General features: G+C 73.9%; 12 protein-coding genes and 1 pseudogene. 10 read left to right on the forward strand and 3 right to left on the reverse strand.

Annotated elements, in window-relative coordinates:
* Positions 1-126 precede the first annotated feature (126 nt).
* Complete coding sequence (locus ACFHW0_RS28375; RefSeq protein WP_416612522.1) at positions 127-936, forward strand: DUF3097 domain-containing protein; 810 nt, start codon at positions 127-129, stop codon at positions 934-936.
* Between the two features lie 192 nt (positions 937-1,128).
* On the opposite strand, the gene ACFHW0_RS28380 is transcribed toward ACFHW0_RS28375, so the two are convergent.
* Positions 1,129-2,445: a serine hydrolase domain-containing protein gene (locus tag ACFHW0_RS28380; RefSeq protein ID WP_416612524.1), complete on the reverse strand. Its 1,317-nt coding sequence runs from the start codon at positions 2,443-2,445 to the stop codon at positions 1,129-1,131.
* Positions 2,446-2,556: 111 nt separating this feature from the next.
* Here ACFHW0_RS28380 and ACFHW0_RS28385 point away from each other — a divergent pair, with 111 nt between their 5' ends.
* From ACFHW0_RS28385 to ACFHW0_RS28405, 5 genes are all read left to right on the forward strand, one after another.
* A complete protein-coding gene (locus ACFHW0_RS28385) occupies positions 2,557-3,030 on the forward strand; it encodes an NfeD family protein (RefSeq protein WP_088999430.1) in 474 nt (157 codons plus the stop codon).
* A 4-nt stretch (positions 3,031-3,034) separates the two neighbouring features.
* Positions 3,035-4,141 (forward strand): SPFH domain-containing protein, encoded by a 1,107-nt coding sequence (locus tag ACFHW0_RS28390; RefSeq protein WP_358121672.1) that lies wholly within the window; start codon positions 3,035-3,037, stop codon positions 4,139-4,141.
* Between the two features lie 148 nt (positions 4,142-4,289).
* Entirely contained in the window at positions 4,290-5,084 is a 795-nt protein-coding gene (locus ACFHW0_RS28395; protein ID WP_416612527.1) for a hypothetical protein, read from the forward strand.
* Between the two features lie 205 nt (positions 5,085-5,289).
* Positions 5,290-7,506: a transglycosylase domain-containing protein gene (locus tag ACFHW0_RS28400; protein ID WP_416612529.1), complete on the forward strand. Its 2,217-nt coding sequence runs from the start codon at positions 5,290-5,292 to the stop codon at positions 7,504-7,506.
* 277 nt (positions 7,507-7,783) lie between these two features.
* The gene (locus ACFHW0_RS28405; protein WP_416612531.1) at positions 7,784-8,347 is read left to right on the forward strand and encodes a dihydrofolate reductase family protein; all 564 of its coding nucleotides are present in this window, start codon (positions 7,784-7,786) and stop codon (positions 8,345-8,347) included.
* 17 nt (positions 8,348-8,364) lie between these two features.
* Here ACFHW0_RS28405 and ACFHW0_RS28410 read toward each other — a convergent pair whose 3' ends face one another.
* Positions 8,365-10,236, reverse strand: a complete 1,872-nt coding sequence (locus ACFHW0_RS28410) for a thiamine pyrophosphate-requiring protein (protein ID WP_416612543.1) — start codon at positions 10,234-10,236, stop codon at positions 8,365-8,367.
* Here ACFHW0_RS28410 and ACFHW0_RS28415 point away from each other — a divergent pair.
* Positions 10,211-11,213: pseudogene (locus ACFHW0_RS28415) on the forward strand (TrmH family RNA methyltransferase). The gene ACFHW0_RS28410 and the pseudogene ACFHW0_RS28415 overlap by 26 nt on opposite strands.
* Before the next feature lie 50 nt (positions 11,214-11,263).
* A complete protein-coding gene (argG, locus tag ACFHW0_RS28420; protein WP_416612533.1) occupies positions 11,264-12,715 on the forward strand; it encodes an argininosuccinate synthase in 1,452 nt (483 codons plus the stop codon).
* Between the two features lie 121 nt (positions 12,716-12,836).
* Here argG and ACFHW0_RS28425 read toward each other — a convergent pair whose 3' ends face one another.
* The gene (locus ACFHW0_RS28425; protein WP_416612535.1) at positions 12,837-13,835 is read right to left on the reverse strand and encodes a quinone oxidoreductase family protein; all 999 of its coding nucleotides are present in this window, start codon (positions 13,833-13,835) and stop codon (positions 12,837-12,839) included.
* Between the two features lie 87 nt (positions 13,836-13,922).
* Here ACFHW0_RS28425 and ACFHW0_RS28430 point away from each other — a divergent pair, with 87 nt between their 5' ends.
* The gene (locus tag ACFHW0_RS28430; protein ID WP_416612537.1) at positions 13,923-14,345 is read left to right on the forward strand and encodes a MarR family winged helix-turn-helix transcriptional regulator; all 423 of its coding nucleotides are present in this window, start codon (positions 13,923-13,925) and stop codon (positions 14,343-14,345) included.
* 118 nt (positions 14,346-14,463) lie between these two features.
* Entirely contained in the window at positions 14,464-16,365 is a 1,902-nt protein-coding gene (locus ACFHW0_RS28435; RefSeq protein ID WP_416612539.1) for a PucR family transcriptional regulator, read from the forward strand.
* Positions 16,366-16,560: the final 195 nt, after the last annotated feature.

Below are 16,560 nucleotides of genomic sequence, written 5' to 3' on the forward strand. Positions count from 1 at the left end.
CTGCCCCTTTTGCGGGGCACCACAACTGCATGATCGCCGCGACGGGTGGGGGCGGGGAGGGCGGGGTGGGCGGGGTGGGCGGCGTGTCGGGTGCGGGGGGCGGGGTGGGAGGTTAGCTTGATCGGCATGGGGCGGTACGCGGACGATGTGCTGGCGGGGGACTGGCGGCGGCGGAAGGTCACGCCCGAGGTGGACGCCGAGCCGGACCTCGTGGTCGAGGACGCCGACTCCGGCTTCTGCGGGGCGGTGGTCGGCTTCGAGGCCGGCGCGGTGGTGCTGGAGGACCGGCACGGACGCCGGCGCAACTTCCCGCTGCTGCCGGCGGCGTTCCTGCTCGACGGGCGGCCCGTGACGCTGCGCCGGCCGACCCGCGCCCCGGTGCCGGCCGCCCGCCGCCGCACCGCCTCCGGCTCGATCGCCGTCGACGGCGTACGCGCCCAGGTCGCCAAGGCCAGCCGGATCTGGGTGGAGGGGATCCACGACGCCGCCCTGGTCGAGCGGATCTGGGGCGACGACCTGCGCATCGAGGGCGTGGTGGTGGAGCCGCTGGACGGCATCGACGCGCTCGACGCCGAGGTGCGCGACTTCGCCCCCGGCCCCGGCCGGCGCCTGGGCGTGCTCGTCGACCACCTGGTCGCCGGCTCCAAGGAGAGCCGGATCGTCGCGAGGGTGACCTCCCCGCACGTGCTGGTCACCGGGCACCCGTACGTCGACGTGTGGCAGGCGGTGAAGCCGGCGGCGCTGGGCATCCCGGCGTGGCCCGTGGTGCCGCCGGGGCAGCCGTGGAAGGAGGGCGTCTGCGCCGCGCTCGGGGTCGCCGAGCCGGCGGACATGTGGCGGCACATCCTGTCCCGGGTCGACAGCTTCGCCGACGTGGAGACCCCGCTGATCAACGCGATGGAACGACTGATCGACTTCGTCACCGAACCGGCCTGAGCACCGTTCCCGGAGCCGGAGCCGGAGCCGGAGCCGGAGCCGGAGCCGGAGCCGGAGCCGGGAGCCGGGAGCCGGGAGCCGGGAGCCGGGAGCCGGAGCGGCAGCCGGAGCCAAGGCCAAAGCCGGAGCGCCGGGCCGCCGGGCCCGCCCCGCGTCAGGGTCGTCGCCTGCCGCGGGGCGGAACGTGGGCGGTCAGGGCTCCTGGTCGGGGGTGCGGGTGAAGACGAAGGTGGCGATGTCGAGCGCCACCGCCCGCCCCGACCCGTCGCGCAGCACCGACAGGATCTCGCCGTTCTCCGGGCCGGAGCGGCCCCGCCAGCGGTCCGGCCCCGCCGGGACGAACACGCTCACCCGATCGCCGCGCACGTACGCGACCAGCTCGCCCGCGGCCGCGTCCCAGACGACGTCGAGCGACGCCCCCATCCACCACCACCGACCGGTCACCTCGTCGACCTCGGCGGGCGGGGGAGCGGCGGCCGGTCGCCAGGGGCGCGGGAACGCCGGCTCGGCGTCCAGGACGGTGGTGAGGATCCGTAGCGCGAGCCGGGCGATCCCGCCGGTGCGGAAGCCGTACGAGTTGGCGAAGCCGATCACGCCGGTGCGCGACGGGCGGTGCACCGCCAGGGCGGCCACGTAGCCGGGCATCGAGCCGCCGTGCCCGACGTACACCCGCTCGCCCTGCCGGTAGAGCTCCAGCCCGAGGCCGTGCCCGCCGGTCCACGAGTCGACGTCGTTGATCGACACCGGGACGCACATCTCGGTCAGCGTCTCCGCCGCCAGCACCTCCGGCGCCGGGTCGGCCAGGAAGGCCGCCCACCGGGCCAGGTCCTCGGCGGTGGACCAGAGCTGCCCGGCCGGGGCCATCGCCCCGGTGTCGGTACGCGGCTCCTCCCGCAGCGTGTCGTGCCAGGGGTGCACCACGTAGCCGCGGGCGAACGGCTCGGTCGCCGCGTACGTGGTGCGGCGCATGCCGAGCGGCTCCAGCACGCGCTGGCGCAGCAGCTCGGCCCAGGGGGTGCCGGTGATCCGCTCCAGCACGCCGCCGAGCAGCCCGTACGCCAGGTTGGAGTAGTGGTACGAGCGGTGCGGGGGATAGGCGATCTTCTCGGCGCTCACCCCGGCCAGCAGGGTGGTCAGGTCCCCGACCTCGGCGCGCTCCCACCACTGCCCGTCCGGCTCGCGGCGCAGGCCGCTGGCGTGGCCGAGCAGCTGCCGCAGCGTGAGCGTGCCCACACCGGTGCCGGGCAGGTGCTTCTCCAGCGGGTCGTCCAGGGCCAGCCGGCCGGCGTCGCGCTCCTGCATGACCAGGGTGGCGGTCATGGTCTTGCTGATCGACCCGAGGCGGTACTGGAGGTCGGCGTCGGGGCGCGGGTGCTCGCCGGCGGTGGCGAGGTGGGTCAGCGCGCCGTCCCGCACCACGCCGATCAGCAGCGACGGCGTACGGCCGGCGGACTGCGCCCCGGCGACGAGGGCATCGACCTGGCGGGTGGTCTCGGGCAACAGGGACACGGGCTCTCCTCTGGGGATTCCGGTGCCGTCGGGGTGGGCCGCCGGCGTGCCGCCGAGCCTACTGATCTTCGCGAGTGGGCTCCACGTGCTTTGACGTGTCACGATCGGGGGGTGGACGCCGTGCTGTGGATCGTGCTGGGTGTCGTTCTGGCGGTCGCTGAGATCTTCACGACGACGCTGTTTCTGATCATGTTCGCGGTCGGGGCCCTGGCCGCCGCGGGAGCGGCGGCGCTCGGCGCCCCGGTCGAGGTGCAGGCGATCGTCTTCGCCGGCGTGTCGGCGCTGACGGTGTTGGGCGTACGCCCGACGCTGCGCAGGCACCGCCGCTCCGCGCTCGAGAGCGGCGAGCAGCCCTTCGGCGTGGAGGCGATCGAGGGCAGCACGGCGCTGGTGCTGGAGCAGGTCGACGCCGGGCAGGGCATGGTGAAGATCGACGGCGAGCTCTGGCAGGCCCGCTCCTACGACGCGAGCCAGCACTTCGCCCCTGGCGACCGGGTGCAGGTGATCCAGGTGCGGGGCGCTACCGCCCTGGTGTGGCGGGACGACGTTTCCCCTTCCGGCGAGCTACCCGAAGCGAAAAGGTGAGTACATGGAACTTGTGATCCCGGTCCTACTGATCGCCATCGCGCTGATCGGGGTGATCACCCTGGCCAAGGCGGTGCGGATCGTGCCGCAGCAGCGTCAGGACGTGGTCGAGCGGCTCGGCAAGTACAAGCGCACGCTCAACCCGGGGCTGAACATCCTGGTCCCGTTCGTCGACGCGGTGCGTACCAAGGTCGACATGCGTGAGCAGGTGGTCAGCTTCCCGCCGCAGCCGGTGATCACCTCCGACAACCTGGTCGTCTCGATCGACACGGTCCTCTACTTCAAGGTCGTCGACTCGGTCCGGGCCACCTACGAGATCTCGAACTTCCTCCAGGCAATCGAGCAGCTCACCGTCACCACGCTGCGTAACGTGATCGGCTCGCTGGACCTGGAGCGGGCACTGACCAGCCGCGACCAGATCAACCGTCATCTGTCGGGCGTGCTGGACGAGACGACCGGCCGCTGGGGCATCAAGGTCACCCGGGTGGAGCTCAAGGCGATCGAGCCGCCGGCGAGCATCCGCGACTCGATGGAGAAGCAGATGCGCGCCGAGCGGGACCGCCGGGCGGCGATCCTGAACGCCGAGGGGCACAAGCAGTCGCAGATCCTCACGGCCGAGGGTGAGAAGCAGTCCGCGGTGCTGCGCGCCGACGGTGACCGGCAGGCCCGGATCCTCCAGGCCGAGGGTCAGGCGAAGGCGATCAAGACGGTGTTCGACGCGATCCACCAGGCGAACCCGAGCCAGAAGGTGCTCGCCTACCAGTACCTCCAGGCCCTGCCGCAGATCGCCAACGGCACCGCGAACAAGGTCTGGATCGTGCCGGCCGAGCTGACCAAGGCGCTGGAGGGCATGGGCGGCGCGCTGGGCGGGCTGAGCCGGATGGTCGGCGACGAGCCGGCGCCGGAGGCGGCCGGTAGCGCGAGCGAGGTGGAGCGCGAGGCGGCCGAGGCCGCGCAGGCCGCGGCGGCCGCCGCGCAGCAGATCCACGACGAGGTACGCGTCGCCGAGGCGCAGGCCACCGGCGGCAGGCCGCAGGGGCTGCCGGCACCGGAGCCGGTCTCCCCGACGAGCCTGCTGAACGACCCGGCCGACCAGCGCCAACGGGGCTGACCGGCGCCGGGCGCGACCGCCCGGAAATGCGAGAACCACTCATGGGGCGCTCCGCCGCCTGCCACCATCGGTCCTAGGACGGGCGGTGAGCAGGCATCGGGGCGCCCCGGCGCGTCCCGCACCGCTCGTCGGACGAGCGAGGTGACGCATGAAGGATCCGGCGAAGCGGGTACGGTCCTCGGCCCCGGTGCCCGGTGCGCACGATCCCGCCGGGCCGCTCGGCAGCCGGCGTACCGGCGGGGGGTTCGGGGTGCTGCCCTTCGTCGAGCCGACGCCGATCGGGCCGGCCACGAACGCCACCTGGGCCTGGTCGCTGCGCCGGCTCGCCCGGGGCGCGGTGTGGCTGCTCCCCGCGTACGCCATCCTCTACGCCGTCGTGGCGATGGGCAGCGACGGCGGGGTGGGCAACGACCCGTACCCGGCCGACGGCCGGCCCCTCTACCTGGTGGGCTGGGTGGCGGCGGTGTGGCTCGGGCTGCTCGCCCTGCTGGCGCTGACCGGGCTGCTGGCGGCGACCCGCAGCCGCCGGGCGGCCGTCGCCGGCCTGCTCGTCTCCATCGCCGGCACGGTGCTCATGCTTCCCTTCGCGGGGCTGGCGGAGCAGACCCCGGTCTTCGGCACCACCGCCCGGACCCTCGTGCTGGTCGGCGCCAGCTGCTACAGCCTGGGCTGGCTGCTGACCGGCTGGTCGGTGGCCCGGTCCGGCACGTTCAGCATCGGCGACGGCGCCATGCTGATGATCGCCGCCCCGCTGCTGGGCGTCGGCGGCGCGCTGATCGGCTCGTTGCAGACCTTCGGCGCGATCTTCGTGTTGATCGCCGGATTCGGCATCGGCTACCGCTCGGGCCGCCTGGTGCCCCGGGACGTCGCCCGCGACGCCGCCAGCGCGAGCCTCGCCGCCGCCCCGTCCGCTCCCGGCCCGAACGGCCCACTGCCCACCTGACCCGCCGCACCGCCTCCGACGGCCACCGGAACCGGCGGGCGCCGCCGGACCGGGCGGACGCGGTCGGGGCGGGTGGTACCCACGGGGCGGGCGGTGGCCGAGGGGGCGGGTGGGATGGGAAGTCGCTGGTCACGGGCGGTGAAATTGCTGACAACCGGGCTACGGGAGTGGTCGATCGGCCCGTCGCGTGGCAACCCTGGGGACCATGGCCCCACCCCGCCCACCGCTGTCGCGGCTGTTCACCGTGCTGCTCGCCGGCGTGCTCGCCGGCCTCGTCCTGGCGGTCGCCGCGCTACCGGGAAACCTGCTGCTCGGGTTCGCCGCGAAGGCCGCGGTCGGGTCGTACGCCGCGCTGCCCGAGGCGCTGCGCACGCCGGTCACGCCGCAACGCTCCTACCTCTACGCCAACGACGGCAAGACGCTGATCACCACGTTCTACGACGTCAACCGCACCGACGTGCCGCTCGACGAGATCGCCCCGGTGATGCGGCAGGCGATCGTGGCGGCCGAGGACCGGCGCTTCTACGACCATGGCGGCGCCGACCTGCGCGGGCTGCTGCGGGCCGTGGTGTCGAACGTCTCCGGCGGCGGGCAGCAGGGCGGCTCCACGCTGACCATGCAGTACGTCCGCAACGTGCTCAAGACCGATCCCGGCCGCACCGCCGAGGAGCGCGCCGCGGCCACCGAGCAGACCGTCGGGCGCAAGATCCAGGAGATCCGGTACGCCACGGCGCTGGAGCAGCGCCTGAGCAAGGACGAGATCCTCAACCGGTACCTGAACATCGCGTACTTCGGCTCCGGGGCGTACGGCATCGCGGCGGCCAGCCAGCGCTACTTCGCCAAGTCCCCGGCGGAGCTGACCCTCGGCGAGGCGGCCCTGCTCGCCGGCCTGGTGCAGTCGCCGGAGGCGTACAGCCCGATCGACGGCGACGCGGAGGCCGCGCTGGAGCGCCGGGGCTACGTGCTGGACTCGATGGTCGCCACCGGCGCGATCGGCGCCGCGGAGGCCGCGCGGGCCAGGGCCGAGAAGCTCACGCTGCGCCCCACCGCCCAGCCCAACGGCTGCACCGCCGTCGCCCAGGGCCACGACGACTGGGGCTTCTTCTGCGACTACCTGCGGCAGTGGTGGCTCGCGCAGCCCGAGTTCGGGGCCACCGTCGAGGAGCGCGAGCAGGCGCTGCGCCGCGGCGGCTACTCGGTGGTGACCTCGCTCGACCCGCAGATCCAGGCCACCGCGCAGAAGCAGGCCACCGGCGTCTACTCCTACGACAACGAGCGCGCCCTGCCGATCGCGGCCGTCGAACCGGGCACCGGCCGGGTGCTGGCGATGGCGGTCAACCGGCACTACAGCCTCGACGCCAACCCCGACGGGCAGGCCAACCGCCCCAACACCGTCAACCCGCTGGTCTCCGGCGGCGACAGCGTGGACGGCTACCAGGCCGGTTCGACGTTCAAGCTCTTCACCATGCTCGCCGCCCTGGAGGCCGGCAAGCCCCTCGCCACCGGCTTCGACGCGCCCAGCCGGCTACCCACCCGGTACGCCGCCGAGGGGGAGGGCAGCTGCGACGGCCGGTGGTGCCCGGCCAACGCCAACCCGGAGTGGATGGACGGCTACCGGATGATGTGGGACGGCTTCGGCCGCTCGGTGAACACCTACTTCGTCTGGCTGGCCGAACAGGTCGGGCAGGAGAAGGTGGTCGAGATGGCGAAGCGTCTCGGCATCACCTTCCGGGCCGACGCCGACGCCACCTTCGCCGAGAACGACGCCGCCGACTGGGGCTCGTTCACCCTGGGCGTGACCGCCACCACCCCGCTCGACCTGGCCAACGCGTACGCCACGGTGGCCGCCGAGGGCACGTACTGCGCGCCGCTGCCGGTGGTCTCGGTGACCGCCGCCGACGGCCAGCGGGTGCCGGTCGGCGACCCGTCCTGCCGCCGGGTGCTCGACGTCGACGTGGCCCGGGCCGCCACCGACGCGGCCCGCTGCCCGGTCGGCCAGCAGTCCGCGTCCGGGCAGTGCAACGGAGGCACGGCCACCTCGGTGAACCGGATCCTCGACGGCCGGCCGGTGGCCGGCAAGACCGGTAGCTCGGAGAAGAACGCCACCGAGACCTTCGTCGGCTTCACCCCGCAGGTGGCGGTCGCCGGCATCGCCGCCAACCCGGACGACCCGACCGACTCGGTGGGCGCGGCGGTGCAGGCGAGGGTGATCGACGCGGTCGCCCGGGTCATCGGCACCGCCGTCGCCGGCGAGCCGGAGAAGGCCTTCGCCGCGCCGAGCCGCGAACTGGTCGGCGACCCGCGCCGCCCGGTGGAGCGTCCGCCGGTCGAACAGCGCCGCCCGTCCGAGGAGCGGCGGCCGTCGCCCGCGGACGACCAGCGCCTGTCCGACCTGCGACGCTGGCTGGAGCGCCGCGGCTGACCGCCGGCGTCCCCGCCGCTGGCCGTCGACCCGCACTCCGGTGCGGTCGTCGGCTTCCGGCGCTCTTCCGGGGATGACCAGCGCGCGCTGTCGAGCTGCCCCACCCATGGGACCGCCCGGCGGACGATCGGGGGATGTATCCGGCCGGCACCACCGGGGGAAAGCCGTGGAACAGAGCCGGAGAAAGTCGTCCCGGGCTGTCGGATCCGGCGACGCCGCTCCGACCACTTGGCGAGAACGCCGGCGAGGGGCGAGCGAGGCCAGGAGGAGCAGCGGCATGCGGAAGATCATCTACGGAGTGCACCAGTCGCTCGACGGGTTCATCGAGGGGCCGAACGGCGAGTTCGACTGGCCGGAGATGGGCCCGGAGCTGTCCGCGTACTCGCTGGCGCAGTGCGACCGGGCCGGCGCGTTCCTCTACGGTCGCCGGGTCTGGGAGTTCATGGCCGCCTACTGGCCGCAGGCCGAGTCGATCTCCGATCACCCGCACGACCTCGCGTTCGCGCCCATCTGGCGGCGTACGCCGAAGGTGGTGGTCTCGCGCACCCTCACCGCCGCCGAGCACGGCGCGCAGGTGGTCGGCGGCGGTGACCTCGGCAAGGAGGTCACCGCGCTCAAGGAGCAGCCGGGCGGCGATCTGCTGCTCAACGGCGGTGCCGGGGCCGCCGGCGCGCTGACCGACCTCGGCCTGATCGACGAGTACCAGATCTTCGTCCACCCGGTGGTGCTCGGCGGCGGCAAGCCGGTCTTCTCGGTCCCGGGGCGGATCAAGCTGCACCTGGTCGAGTCGCGGACCTTCGACGGCAGGTCGGTGCTGCTGCGCTACCGCCGTGCGGACTGAGCCCCGGCGGGCGTGGCTCAGTCCCGGCCGCGCCCCGGCCGGAGGGTGGCGACCGCCGTGGGCAGGCCCCGCCGGATGATGCCCGCCCAGTCGGTGTCGCCACGCAGCACGGCGGCGGCGGTGTTGCGGGCCTGCTCGGCGGTGAAGTGCGGCGGCAGCATCAGCTCGGCCGGGTCGACCAGCGCGTTGACGACCACGGGCCGGTCCGCGCTCAGCGCCCGCTCCCAGACGCCCGGCACCTGCTCCGGCGCGTCGACCAGCTCGCCGTGCAGGCCCAGCACCTCCGCCCACCGGTGGTAGCCGATGTCGGGCAGCTGCTGGCTGTCCGGGAACATCGGCGTCCCCTCGCTGGAGCGCTGCTCCCAGCTGACGAAGGCCAGGTCCCGGTTGTTGAGCACGAGCACCACGAAGCGGGGGTCCGACCAGCTCCGCCAGTACTTGGCCACCGTGATCAGCTCGTTGACCCCGTTCATCTGCATCGCGCCGTCGCCGATCAGGGCCACCAGCGGGCGGTCCGGGTGGGCGAACTTGGCGGCCAGCGCGTACGGCATCGCGCCGCCCATCGAGAGCAGGGTGCCGGAGAGGCTGGCCAGCATGCCGGGGCGGACCTGGAGGTGCCGGGCGTACCAGGCGGTCGTGGTGCCGCAGTCGACCGAGATCATCACGTCGTCGGGGAGCCGGTCGCTGAGGGTGGCGAAGAGCAGCTGCGGGTTGACCGGGTCGGCGGCCTGCCCGGCCAGTTCCCGCTGGGTACGGCGCCAGGCGGTGGTGGCCTTCCCGATCGTGGCCCGCCAGCGGGTCGGTCCCGGGCCGGGGCCGAGCTCGCGCAGCAGGGCCCGCAGGGTGGGGGCGGCGTCCCCGGTCAGGTTCACCTCGGTCGGGTACCGCAGCCCCAACTGCGTGCCGTCCCGGTCGATCTGTACCGCCCGCGCCTGCCCCGGCGGCGGGTAGAACTCCGAGTACGGCATGTTGCTGCCCACGATCAGCAGCCGGTCGCACTCGTTCATCAGCTGCCAGCTGGGCCGGGTGCCGAGCAGGCCGATCGCGCCGGTCACCCACGGCTCCCGGTGGTCCACCGCGGCGAACCCGAGCAGCGCCGCCGCCACCCCCGCGCCGAGCCGGTCGGCGACCGCGCGGACCTCGTCCACCGCGCCGAGCGCGCCCTGCCCCACCAGCATGGCGACCCGCTCGCCGCCGCCCAGCACCTCGGCGGCCCGGCGCAGGTCCGCCTCCGTCGGCACGGTCGGGCCGTTGCTGGGCACGTCGCTGGTGCGGTAGTAGCCGTGCGCGTGCGGTGGCTCCGGCACGGCCGGCGCGTCCTGGATGTCGGACGGCAGCACCAGCGCCGTGACCGTACGCCGGGCCAGCGCCGTGCGGCAGGCCCGGTCGACCAGGTGGCGGACCTGGCTGGGGTGGTCGAGCTGGGCCAGGAAGGCGGCCGCGACGTCCTTGTAGAGGGCGAGCAGGTCCACCTCCTGGTAGTAGCCGCCGCCCTCGGCGGTGAGCGCGGTGTGACCGACCAGGGCGATCACCGGCTGGTGGTCCAGCTTGGCGTCGTACAGGCCGTTGAGCAGGTGGATCGCGCCGGGACCGCTGGTCACCAGCGCGCAGCCGAGCGGCCCGCCGCCGTACTTGACGTGCGCCGAGGCCGCGAAGCCGGCGGTCTCCTCGTGCCGGACCTGGACGAACTGCGCCCGCTCCCCGGTGCGTTGCAGCGCCGAGGTCAGGCCGTTGATGCCGTCGCCGGGATAGCCGAAGTAGCGACGGACGCCCCAGCCGGCCAACCGGTGCACGATGTGGTCCGCGACGGTGGCGTCGCGTGGCAGGGGGCCCAGGTCGACGCGCCGTCCGTCCGGGTGGTCGATGCGGGCCGGCCCCGGCGTGCCCATGGGATGTGCGTTCACCTGGCTGTCCTTCCGTCGGTCCGCCGCTTCGGCCCGCCATTCCCCGTCTCACCCGGACAAAACGCCACGTGGCGCTCCGCCGTCGGGCGGCCCGGGGCGGCTGCGGCACGTCCGGCAGAATCGGGCGGGTGCCCATCCACCCGATCACCGACCCCGACGACGACCGGATCGCCGACTACCGCGCGCTGACCGACGTCGAGCTGCGTACGCGCTGGGAACCGCCGCACGGCCTGTTCATCGCCGAGGGCGAGCTGGTGCTGCGCCGGGCGCTGCGCGCCGGCTACCCGGCCCGGTCGTACCTGGTGGACGCCAAGCGGGTCGACCAGCTCGCCGACCTGGACACCGGCGACGCCCCCGTCTACGCCGCCACCCAGGACGTGCTGCAACGGGCCACGGGCTTCCACGTGCACCGGGGCGTGCTGGCGTCGTTCCGGCGCAAGCCGCTGCCGGCCGCCGCCGAGGTGCTGGCCGCCGCGCGGCGGGTGGTGATCCTCGAGGACGTGAACAACCACACGAACCTGGGGGCCATCTTCCGGGCGGTGGCCGCGCTCGGCGTGGACGCCGTGCTGCTCTCGCCGACCTGCGCCGACCCGCTCTACCGGCGCAGCGTCCGGGTCAGCATGGGCGAGGTCTTCGCGATCCCGTACGCGAAGCTGGAGCCCTGGCCGGACGCGCTCGGCGAGGTCCGCGCGGCCGGCTTCACCGTGCTGGCGATGACCCCGGCCCCGGACGCGGTGCCGATCCAGCGGCTCGACGCGGCGCAGCGGGCCCGCGCGGCGCTGCTCATGGGGGCCGAGGGCGCCGGCCTGACCCGGGCGGCGATGGACGCCAGCGACGTCCGCGTGGTGATCCCGATGCGCCGCGGCGTCGACTCGCTCAACGTCGCCGCCGCCACCGCCGTGGCCTGCTGGGAGCTGGGCCGCGACGACCCGGCCCAGGCGTCCTGCCCGGGAAGGTGGTGACGGGCGGGTTCCATTTGCATGGCCATGCGGCCAGGTGCATAATCTTCCCCGTGTCCAAGGTTCTCACCTCCCTGCCCATCGGCGAACGTGTCGGCATCGCCTTCTCCGGCGGCCTCGACACCTCGGTCGCGGTCGCGTGGATGCGCGACAAGGGCGCCGTTCCCTGCGCCTACACCGCCGACATCGGCCAGTACGACGAGCCGGACATCGCCTCGGTGCCCGGTCGCGCGCTCAGCTACGGCGCCGAGGTCGCCCGGCTGGTCGACTGCCGCGCCGCCCTGGTCGAGGAGGGCCTGGCGGCGTTGACCTGCGGGGCCTTCCACATCCGTTCGGGCGGGCGGGCGTACTTCAACACCACCCCGCTGGGCCGGGCCGTGACCGGGACCCTGCTGGTCCGGGCGATGATCTCCGACGACGTCCAGATCTGGGGCGACGGCTCGACCTTCAAGGGCAACGACATCGAGCGGTTCTACCGGTACGGCCTGCTGGCCAACCCGCAGCTGCGCATCTACAAGCCGTGGCTCGACACCGACTTCGTCACCGAACTCGGTGGGCGCAAGGAGATGTCGGAGTGGCTGCTCGAACGCGGCCTGCCCTACCGGGACAGCACCGAGAAGGCGTACTCCACCGACGCCAACATCTGGGGCGCCACGCACGAGGCGAAGACCCTCGAGCACCTCGACACCGGCATCGAGACGGTCAACCCGATCATGGGAGTCCGGTTCTGGGACCCGTCGGTGGAGATCCCGACCGAGGACGTCTCGATCGGCTTCGACCAGGGCCGCCCGGTGACGATCAACGGCAAGGAGTTCGGCAGCCCGGTCGACCTGGTGCTGGAGGCCAACGCCATCGGCGGCCGGCACGGCCTGGGCATGTCGGACCAGATCGAGAACCGGATCATCGAGGCCAAGAGCCGGGGCATCTACGAGGCGCCCGGCATGGCGCTGCTGCACGCCGCGTACGAGCGGCTGGTCAACGCCATCCACAACGAGGACACCCTGGCGAACTACCACAGCGAGGGCCGCCGCCTCGGCCGCCTGATGTACGAGGGGCGCTGGCTGGACCCGCAGGCGCTGATGCTGCGCGAGTCGTTGCAGCGGTGGGTGGGCACGGCGGTCACCGGCGAGGTGACGTTGCGGCTGCGTCGGGGCGAGGACTACTCGATCCTGGACACCACCGGCCCGGCGTTCAGCTACCACCCCGACAAGCTGTCGATGGAGCGTACGGAGGACTCCGCGTTCGGCCCGTCGGACCGGATCGGCCAGCTCACCATGCGCAACCTGGACATCGCCGACTCGCGGGCGAAGCTGGAGCAGTACGCGACCCTCGGCATGGTCGGCGGCGCGGCCCCGCAGCGGATGGTCGGCGCCGCGCAGGCCGCCTCGACCGGGCTGATCGGTGCGATGCCGCAGGGCGGCGCGGAAGCCATCGCCTCCCGGGGCGTCTCCTCCGCCGACGACGAGGCCCTCGACCGCGCCGCGATGGAGTTCGGCGTCGACTGAGCGTCGCCGGACGTTGCCCGAGGGCCCTCGGCGGGAGGGCCCCGCGACGCCGGCAGGTGAGCGTCACGCGGCGCGAGGGCCCCTCGGCGGGAAGGGGCCCTCGGGCCGCGTCGCTCGCGTCCTACCCGACCCTGAGGGCCAGCTTCCCGACGTAGTGATCGTTCAGGGCGCGATGCGCGTCCCCGGCCCGCTTCAACGGGAAGGTCCGGGCGACGTGGACCTCGAAGGGGCTCGCCTCGATGATCGCGTTCAGCCGATCGGTGGTGGTGCGGCTCCGATCCCCGTCGTAGTGGGACAGCGTCGCGCCCGGCGACGTCACCGGCGCGGGCAGCACACCGTTCGGCCAGGCGATCCGTCCCGACTTCCTGATCGCGCGCAGAGAACGTTCGGCGACCTCGCCGCCCACGGTGACCAGAGCAGCGTCGAGCCCGCCCGGTGCGAACTCGGACGCCGCAGCCAACACGTCGTCCCTGCGACCGTCGACGGCGTGATCGGCGCCCAGCCGCCGGGCCAGGGCGACTCCGTCGGCACCGGAGGCCACGGCCAGCACCCGGATGCCGCTGTGTCGCGCCAGCTGCACGGCCATGTGCCCGATACCCCCGCTGGCTCCGAAGACCATGAGCGTCTCGTCCGGCCGCAGGCCGAGCAGATCGAGACCGCTCAGTGCGGTCAGGGCGTCCCAGGCCATCGCGCCGGCCTGTCCGGTCGGCAGCCGGTCGGGCACGCGAGCCACGAACTCCGCCTCGACGACGGCGTACTCGGCGTAGGAGCCACCACGCGGCACCGGCATCGTCGCGGCGTAGACCCGCTCGCCCACGCCGAACCGCGTGACGTTGCGGCCGACCGCGGCCACCGTGCCCGCCGCGTCCCAGCCGAGGACATAGGGGAAGGTCGACGCGGCACCGAAGACGCCGTCGTACTCCCCCTCCCGCTCGCCCGCGTCCCAGGACCCGACCCCGGCGAACTCCACCCGGATGAGGACGTCGTCGTCGCCGACCCGCGGTAGCGGTATCCGGCGTGACGAGAGTTCGTCGACTCCGCCGAACCGGTCGAGGACGACCGCGTTCATCTCCGACGCCACGATCGCGCCGCCCGTGGTGCGCTCGACTCTGCTCTCCATCGGTCCCCCTCGTTTACTTGAGTGCATCAAGGATCATTGGACCACAGGTATTTGAGTGAATCAACTAAATCATCTAGGCTGGGGAACATGGCGCTGCCCAGCGGACCCGTGACCACCTCGTCCGAGGCCGAGGCCGTCCTGTTCGACCTGGTCGACGTGTACGACCGCGCCTACGAGGCGGCGGCAGCCGAGCTGTCGCTCAGCCCGGCGCAGGCATGTCTGCTCGGGCGGCTCGACGAGCGACGGGGCATGGGCGCCCTGGCCGAGGAGCTGGGCTGCGATGCCTCCAACATCACCCAGATCGTCGTGCGTCTCGAAGCGCTCGGCCTCGTGGCCCGCGAGCCGGATCCCCGGGACCGCCGCGCCCGACTCGTCGGGAGAACCCCCCGGGGAGACGAGGTCAACCAACGGTTCGCCGCGGCCTTCACCTTCGCCCGCACGGCGGTCGGACGACTCTCACCCGACGAGCAGGACCAGTTGACGGCGCTACTGCGCAAGGCGCTGGGCTGACCCGCACCCCCGGCTGCACCCCGTCACGCTGGAGACAACGCTTCACGCGGGCGCGCCACCCGCTCCGGACTGGGACCGGGGCGGCTGCCCGTGCGGAAACGACGTCACGGACGGTAGCGTGTCGCCCGTGTTCCCTACCGTCCGTGAGGTTCTCGCGCTGGACCCGGTCCGCCACGGCGCTCCCCGCCTGGTCGCCGGGGACGCCGGCCTCGACCGTCCGGTGCGCTGGGTGCACGTGACCGAGGTACCCGACATCGCCCCCCTGCTCGGCGGTGGCGAGCTGGTGCTCACCACCGGGATCGGGCTGCCCGCCGACGACGCCGGGCTGCGCGCCTTCATCGGCGACCTGGCGGACGTGGGCGTCTCCGGCCTGGTCGTCGAGCTGGGCCGCCGGTACGTCAGCGGGGTGCCCCGGGTGATGGCCGCCGCCGCCGAGCGGCGCGGGCTGCCCCTGGTCGAGCTGCGGCGGGCCACCCCGTTCGTCCGGATCACCGAGGCCGTGCACGCGCTGATCGTCGACGCCCAGCTGACCGAGCTGCGGGCCACAGAGGAGATCCACCAGCGCTTCACGGAGCTGTCGGTGGAGGGCGCCGGCCCCGGCGAGGTGGTGCGGCAGGCCGCCGACCTCTCCGGCTGTCCGGTGGTGCTGGAGAACCTCTCCCGGCAGGTGCTCGCGTACGACCCGGCGGGGGAGAGCGCCGAGCTGCTGCTGGACTGCTGGGAGCAGCACTCGCGGCGGATCCGGCCGGCGGGGCGGACCGCGTACGACGGCGACAACGGGTGGCTGGTGACCACGGTGGGCGCCCGGGGGCAGGACTGGGGGCGGCTGCTGCTGCGCTGGCCCGGCGGGGGCGACCTGGCGGCGGGCCGGCGCGTGTTCGACCCCGCCGAGGAGGGCGGCGCGCCCGTCGGCGTCGCCGCGCCGCCCGTGGTCCCGCCCACCCGGCTGACCATCCTCGTCGAGCGGGCCGCCTCGACGCTGGCCCTGGGCCGGCTGATCCGGCGCGACGCCGAGGGTCTGGAGCGGCAGATCCACCGGACGCTGCTCACCGCCCTGCTCGACCACTCCCTGCCGGTGGACGAGGTCGCCCTGCGGGCCCGGGCGCTCGGCGTGGTGCTGGAGCGCCGGCACCTGGTCGGGGTGGTGGTCCGGCACCGGGCCGACGACCCGGCGGGGGAGGGCGGCCCGGCCCCGGACCAGGGGCACCCGGGCGGTCCGGAGGCCGGCCCGGCACGGCTGCGTGATCTCGCCGAGGCGGTCGGGCAGGCGTTGCACGAGGCGAAGCTGACCGGGCTGTCCAGCGCCATCGACGACCACGCCGTCGGCGTGCTGCTCGCCCTGCCGGAGCCGGCGGCCGAGGAGCGGTCGCTGGCCGCGTTCGCCACCGCGCTGCACCGCACCCGCCCGGACACCCCCGCCCGTCCGGACGGCCATCTCCGCCCGGACGGTCATCCCCGCCTGGGCGGCTCCGCGCGTCCCGACGGCCAGGTCCGCCCGGGCGGCCCCGTCCGCGGTGACGGAGCGGCCCGGTCCAACGGCCGGACGAACGGCGTGGCCCGGCCGGCAGGCGGCGGACTGCTCGTCGCGGCCGGTTCCGGCGTGCCCGGCCTGCGGGAGGCGCGTCGGTCGCTGATCGAGGCCCGGCAGGTCGCCGACGCCGCCCGGCGGGACCGGCGGGATCTGCCGGTCTTCCGGCTGCCACACGTCGGGCTGGCGGGACTGCTGCACCTGCTGCGCGACGAGCCCCGGTTGCAGACCTTCGTCGAGCGGGAACTCGGCGCCCTGCTGACCCACGACGCGCAGCACCCGCGGGAGCAGCTGCTGGGCACCCTGCGGGCGTACCTGGAGCAGGGCCGCAACAAGTCGGCGGCGGCCGGGGCGGCACACCTGTCCCGACCGGCCTTCTACGAGCGGCTGGCCCGGATCCGCCGCGTCCTGGACGTGGACCTCGACTCCGTGGAGGCCTGCCTCTCCCTGCACGTCGCACTGCTGGCCCTCGACGCCATCCGCACCCCCTGACCCCGCCAGCCCCCCGCCGCCAGCTCCTGCCCGCTGTCGATCATGAGGTTGGCGGGGAGGTATCGCCCGAACCGCGCCGCCAACCTCATGATCGACGCCAGAGTGGGTGGGGGTGGGGTGGTGGGGGGACGCTCCTATGGCGCGTCAAGTGGCTGGGGTGGGTTTTCGAGGCGTCGGTAGAGGTCTCGGGCGACG

The sequence above is a fragment of the Micromonospora sp. LOL_025 genome, assembly GCF_048060285.1.
Lineage (GTDB): Bacteria > Actinomycetota > Actinomycetes > Mycobacteriales > Micromonosporaceae > Micromonospora.

Excerpts from the sequence above, each read along its gene's own strand:
- ACFHW0_RS28425 (WP_416612535.1), bottom strand. The coding sequence starts at position 13,835 with ATGGAGAGCAGAGTCGAGCGCACCACGGGCGGCGCGATCGTGGCGTCG.
- ACFHW0_RS28410 (WP_416612543.1), bottom strand. The coding sequence starts at position 10,236 with ATGGGCACGCCGGGGCCGGCCCGCATCGACCACCCGGACGGACGGCGC.
- ACFHW0_RS28375 (WP_416612522.1), top strand. The coding sequence starts at position 127 with ATGGGGCGGTACGCGGACGATGTGCTGGCGGGGGACTGGCGGCGGCGG.
- ACFHW0_RS28395 (WP_416612527.1), top strand. The coding sequence starts at position 4,290 with ATGAAGGATCCGGCGAAGCGGGTACGGTCCTCGGCCCCGGTGCCCGGT.
- ACFHW0_RS28405 (WP_416612531.1), top strand. The coding sequence starts at position 7,784 with ATGCGGAAGATCATCTACGGAGTGCACCAGTCGCTCGACGGGTTCATC.
- ACFHW0_RS28430 (WP_416612537.1), top strand. The coding sequence starts at position 13,923 with ATGGCGCTGCCCAGCGGACCCGTGACCACCTCGTCCGAGGCCGAGGCC.
- ACFHW0_RS28390 (WP_358121672.1), top strand. The coding sequence starts at position 3,035 with ATGGAACTTGTGATCCCGGTCCTACTGATCGCCATCGCGCTGATCGGG.
- ACFHW0_RS28400 (WP_416612529.1), top strand. The coding sequence starts at position 5,290 with ATGGCCCCACCCCGCCCACCGCTGTCGCGGCTGTTCACCGTGCTGCTC.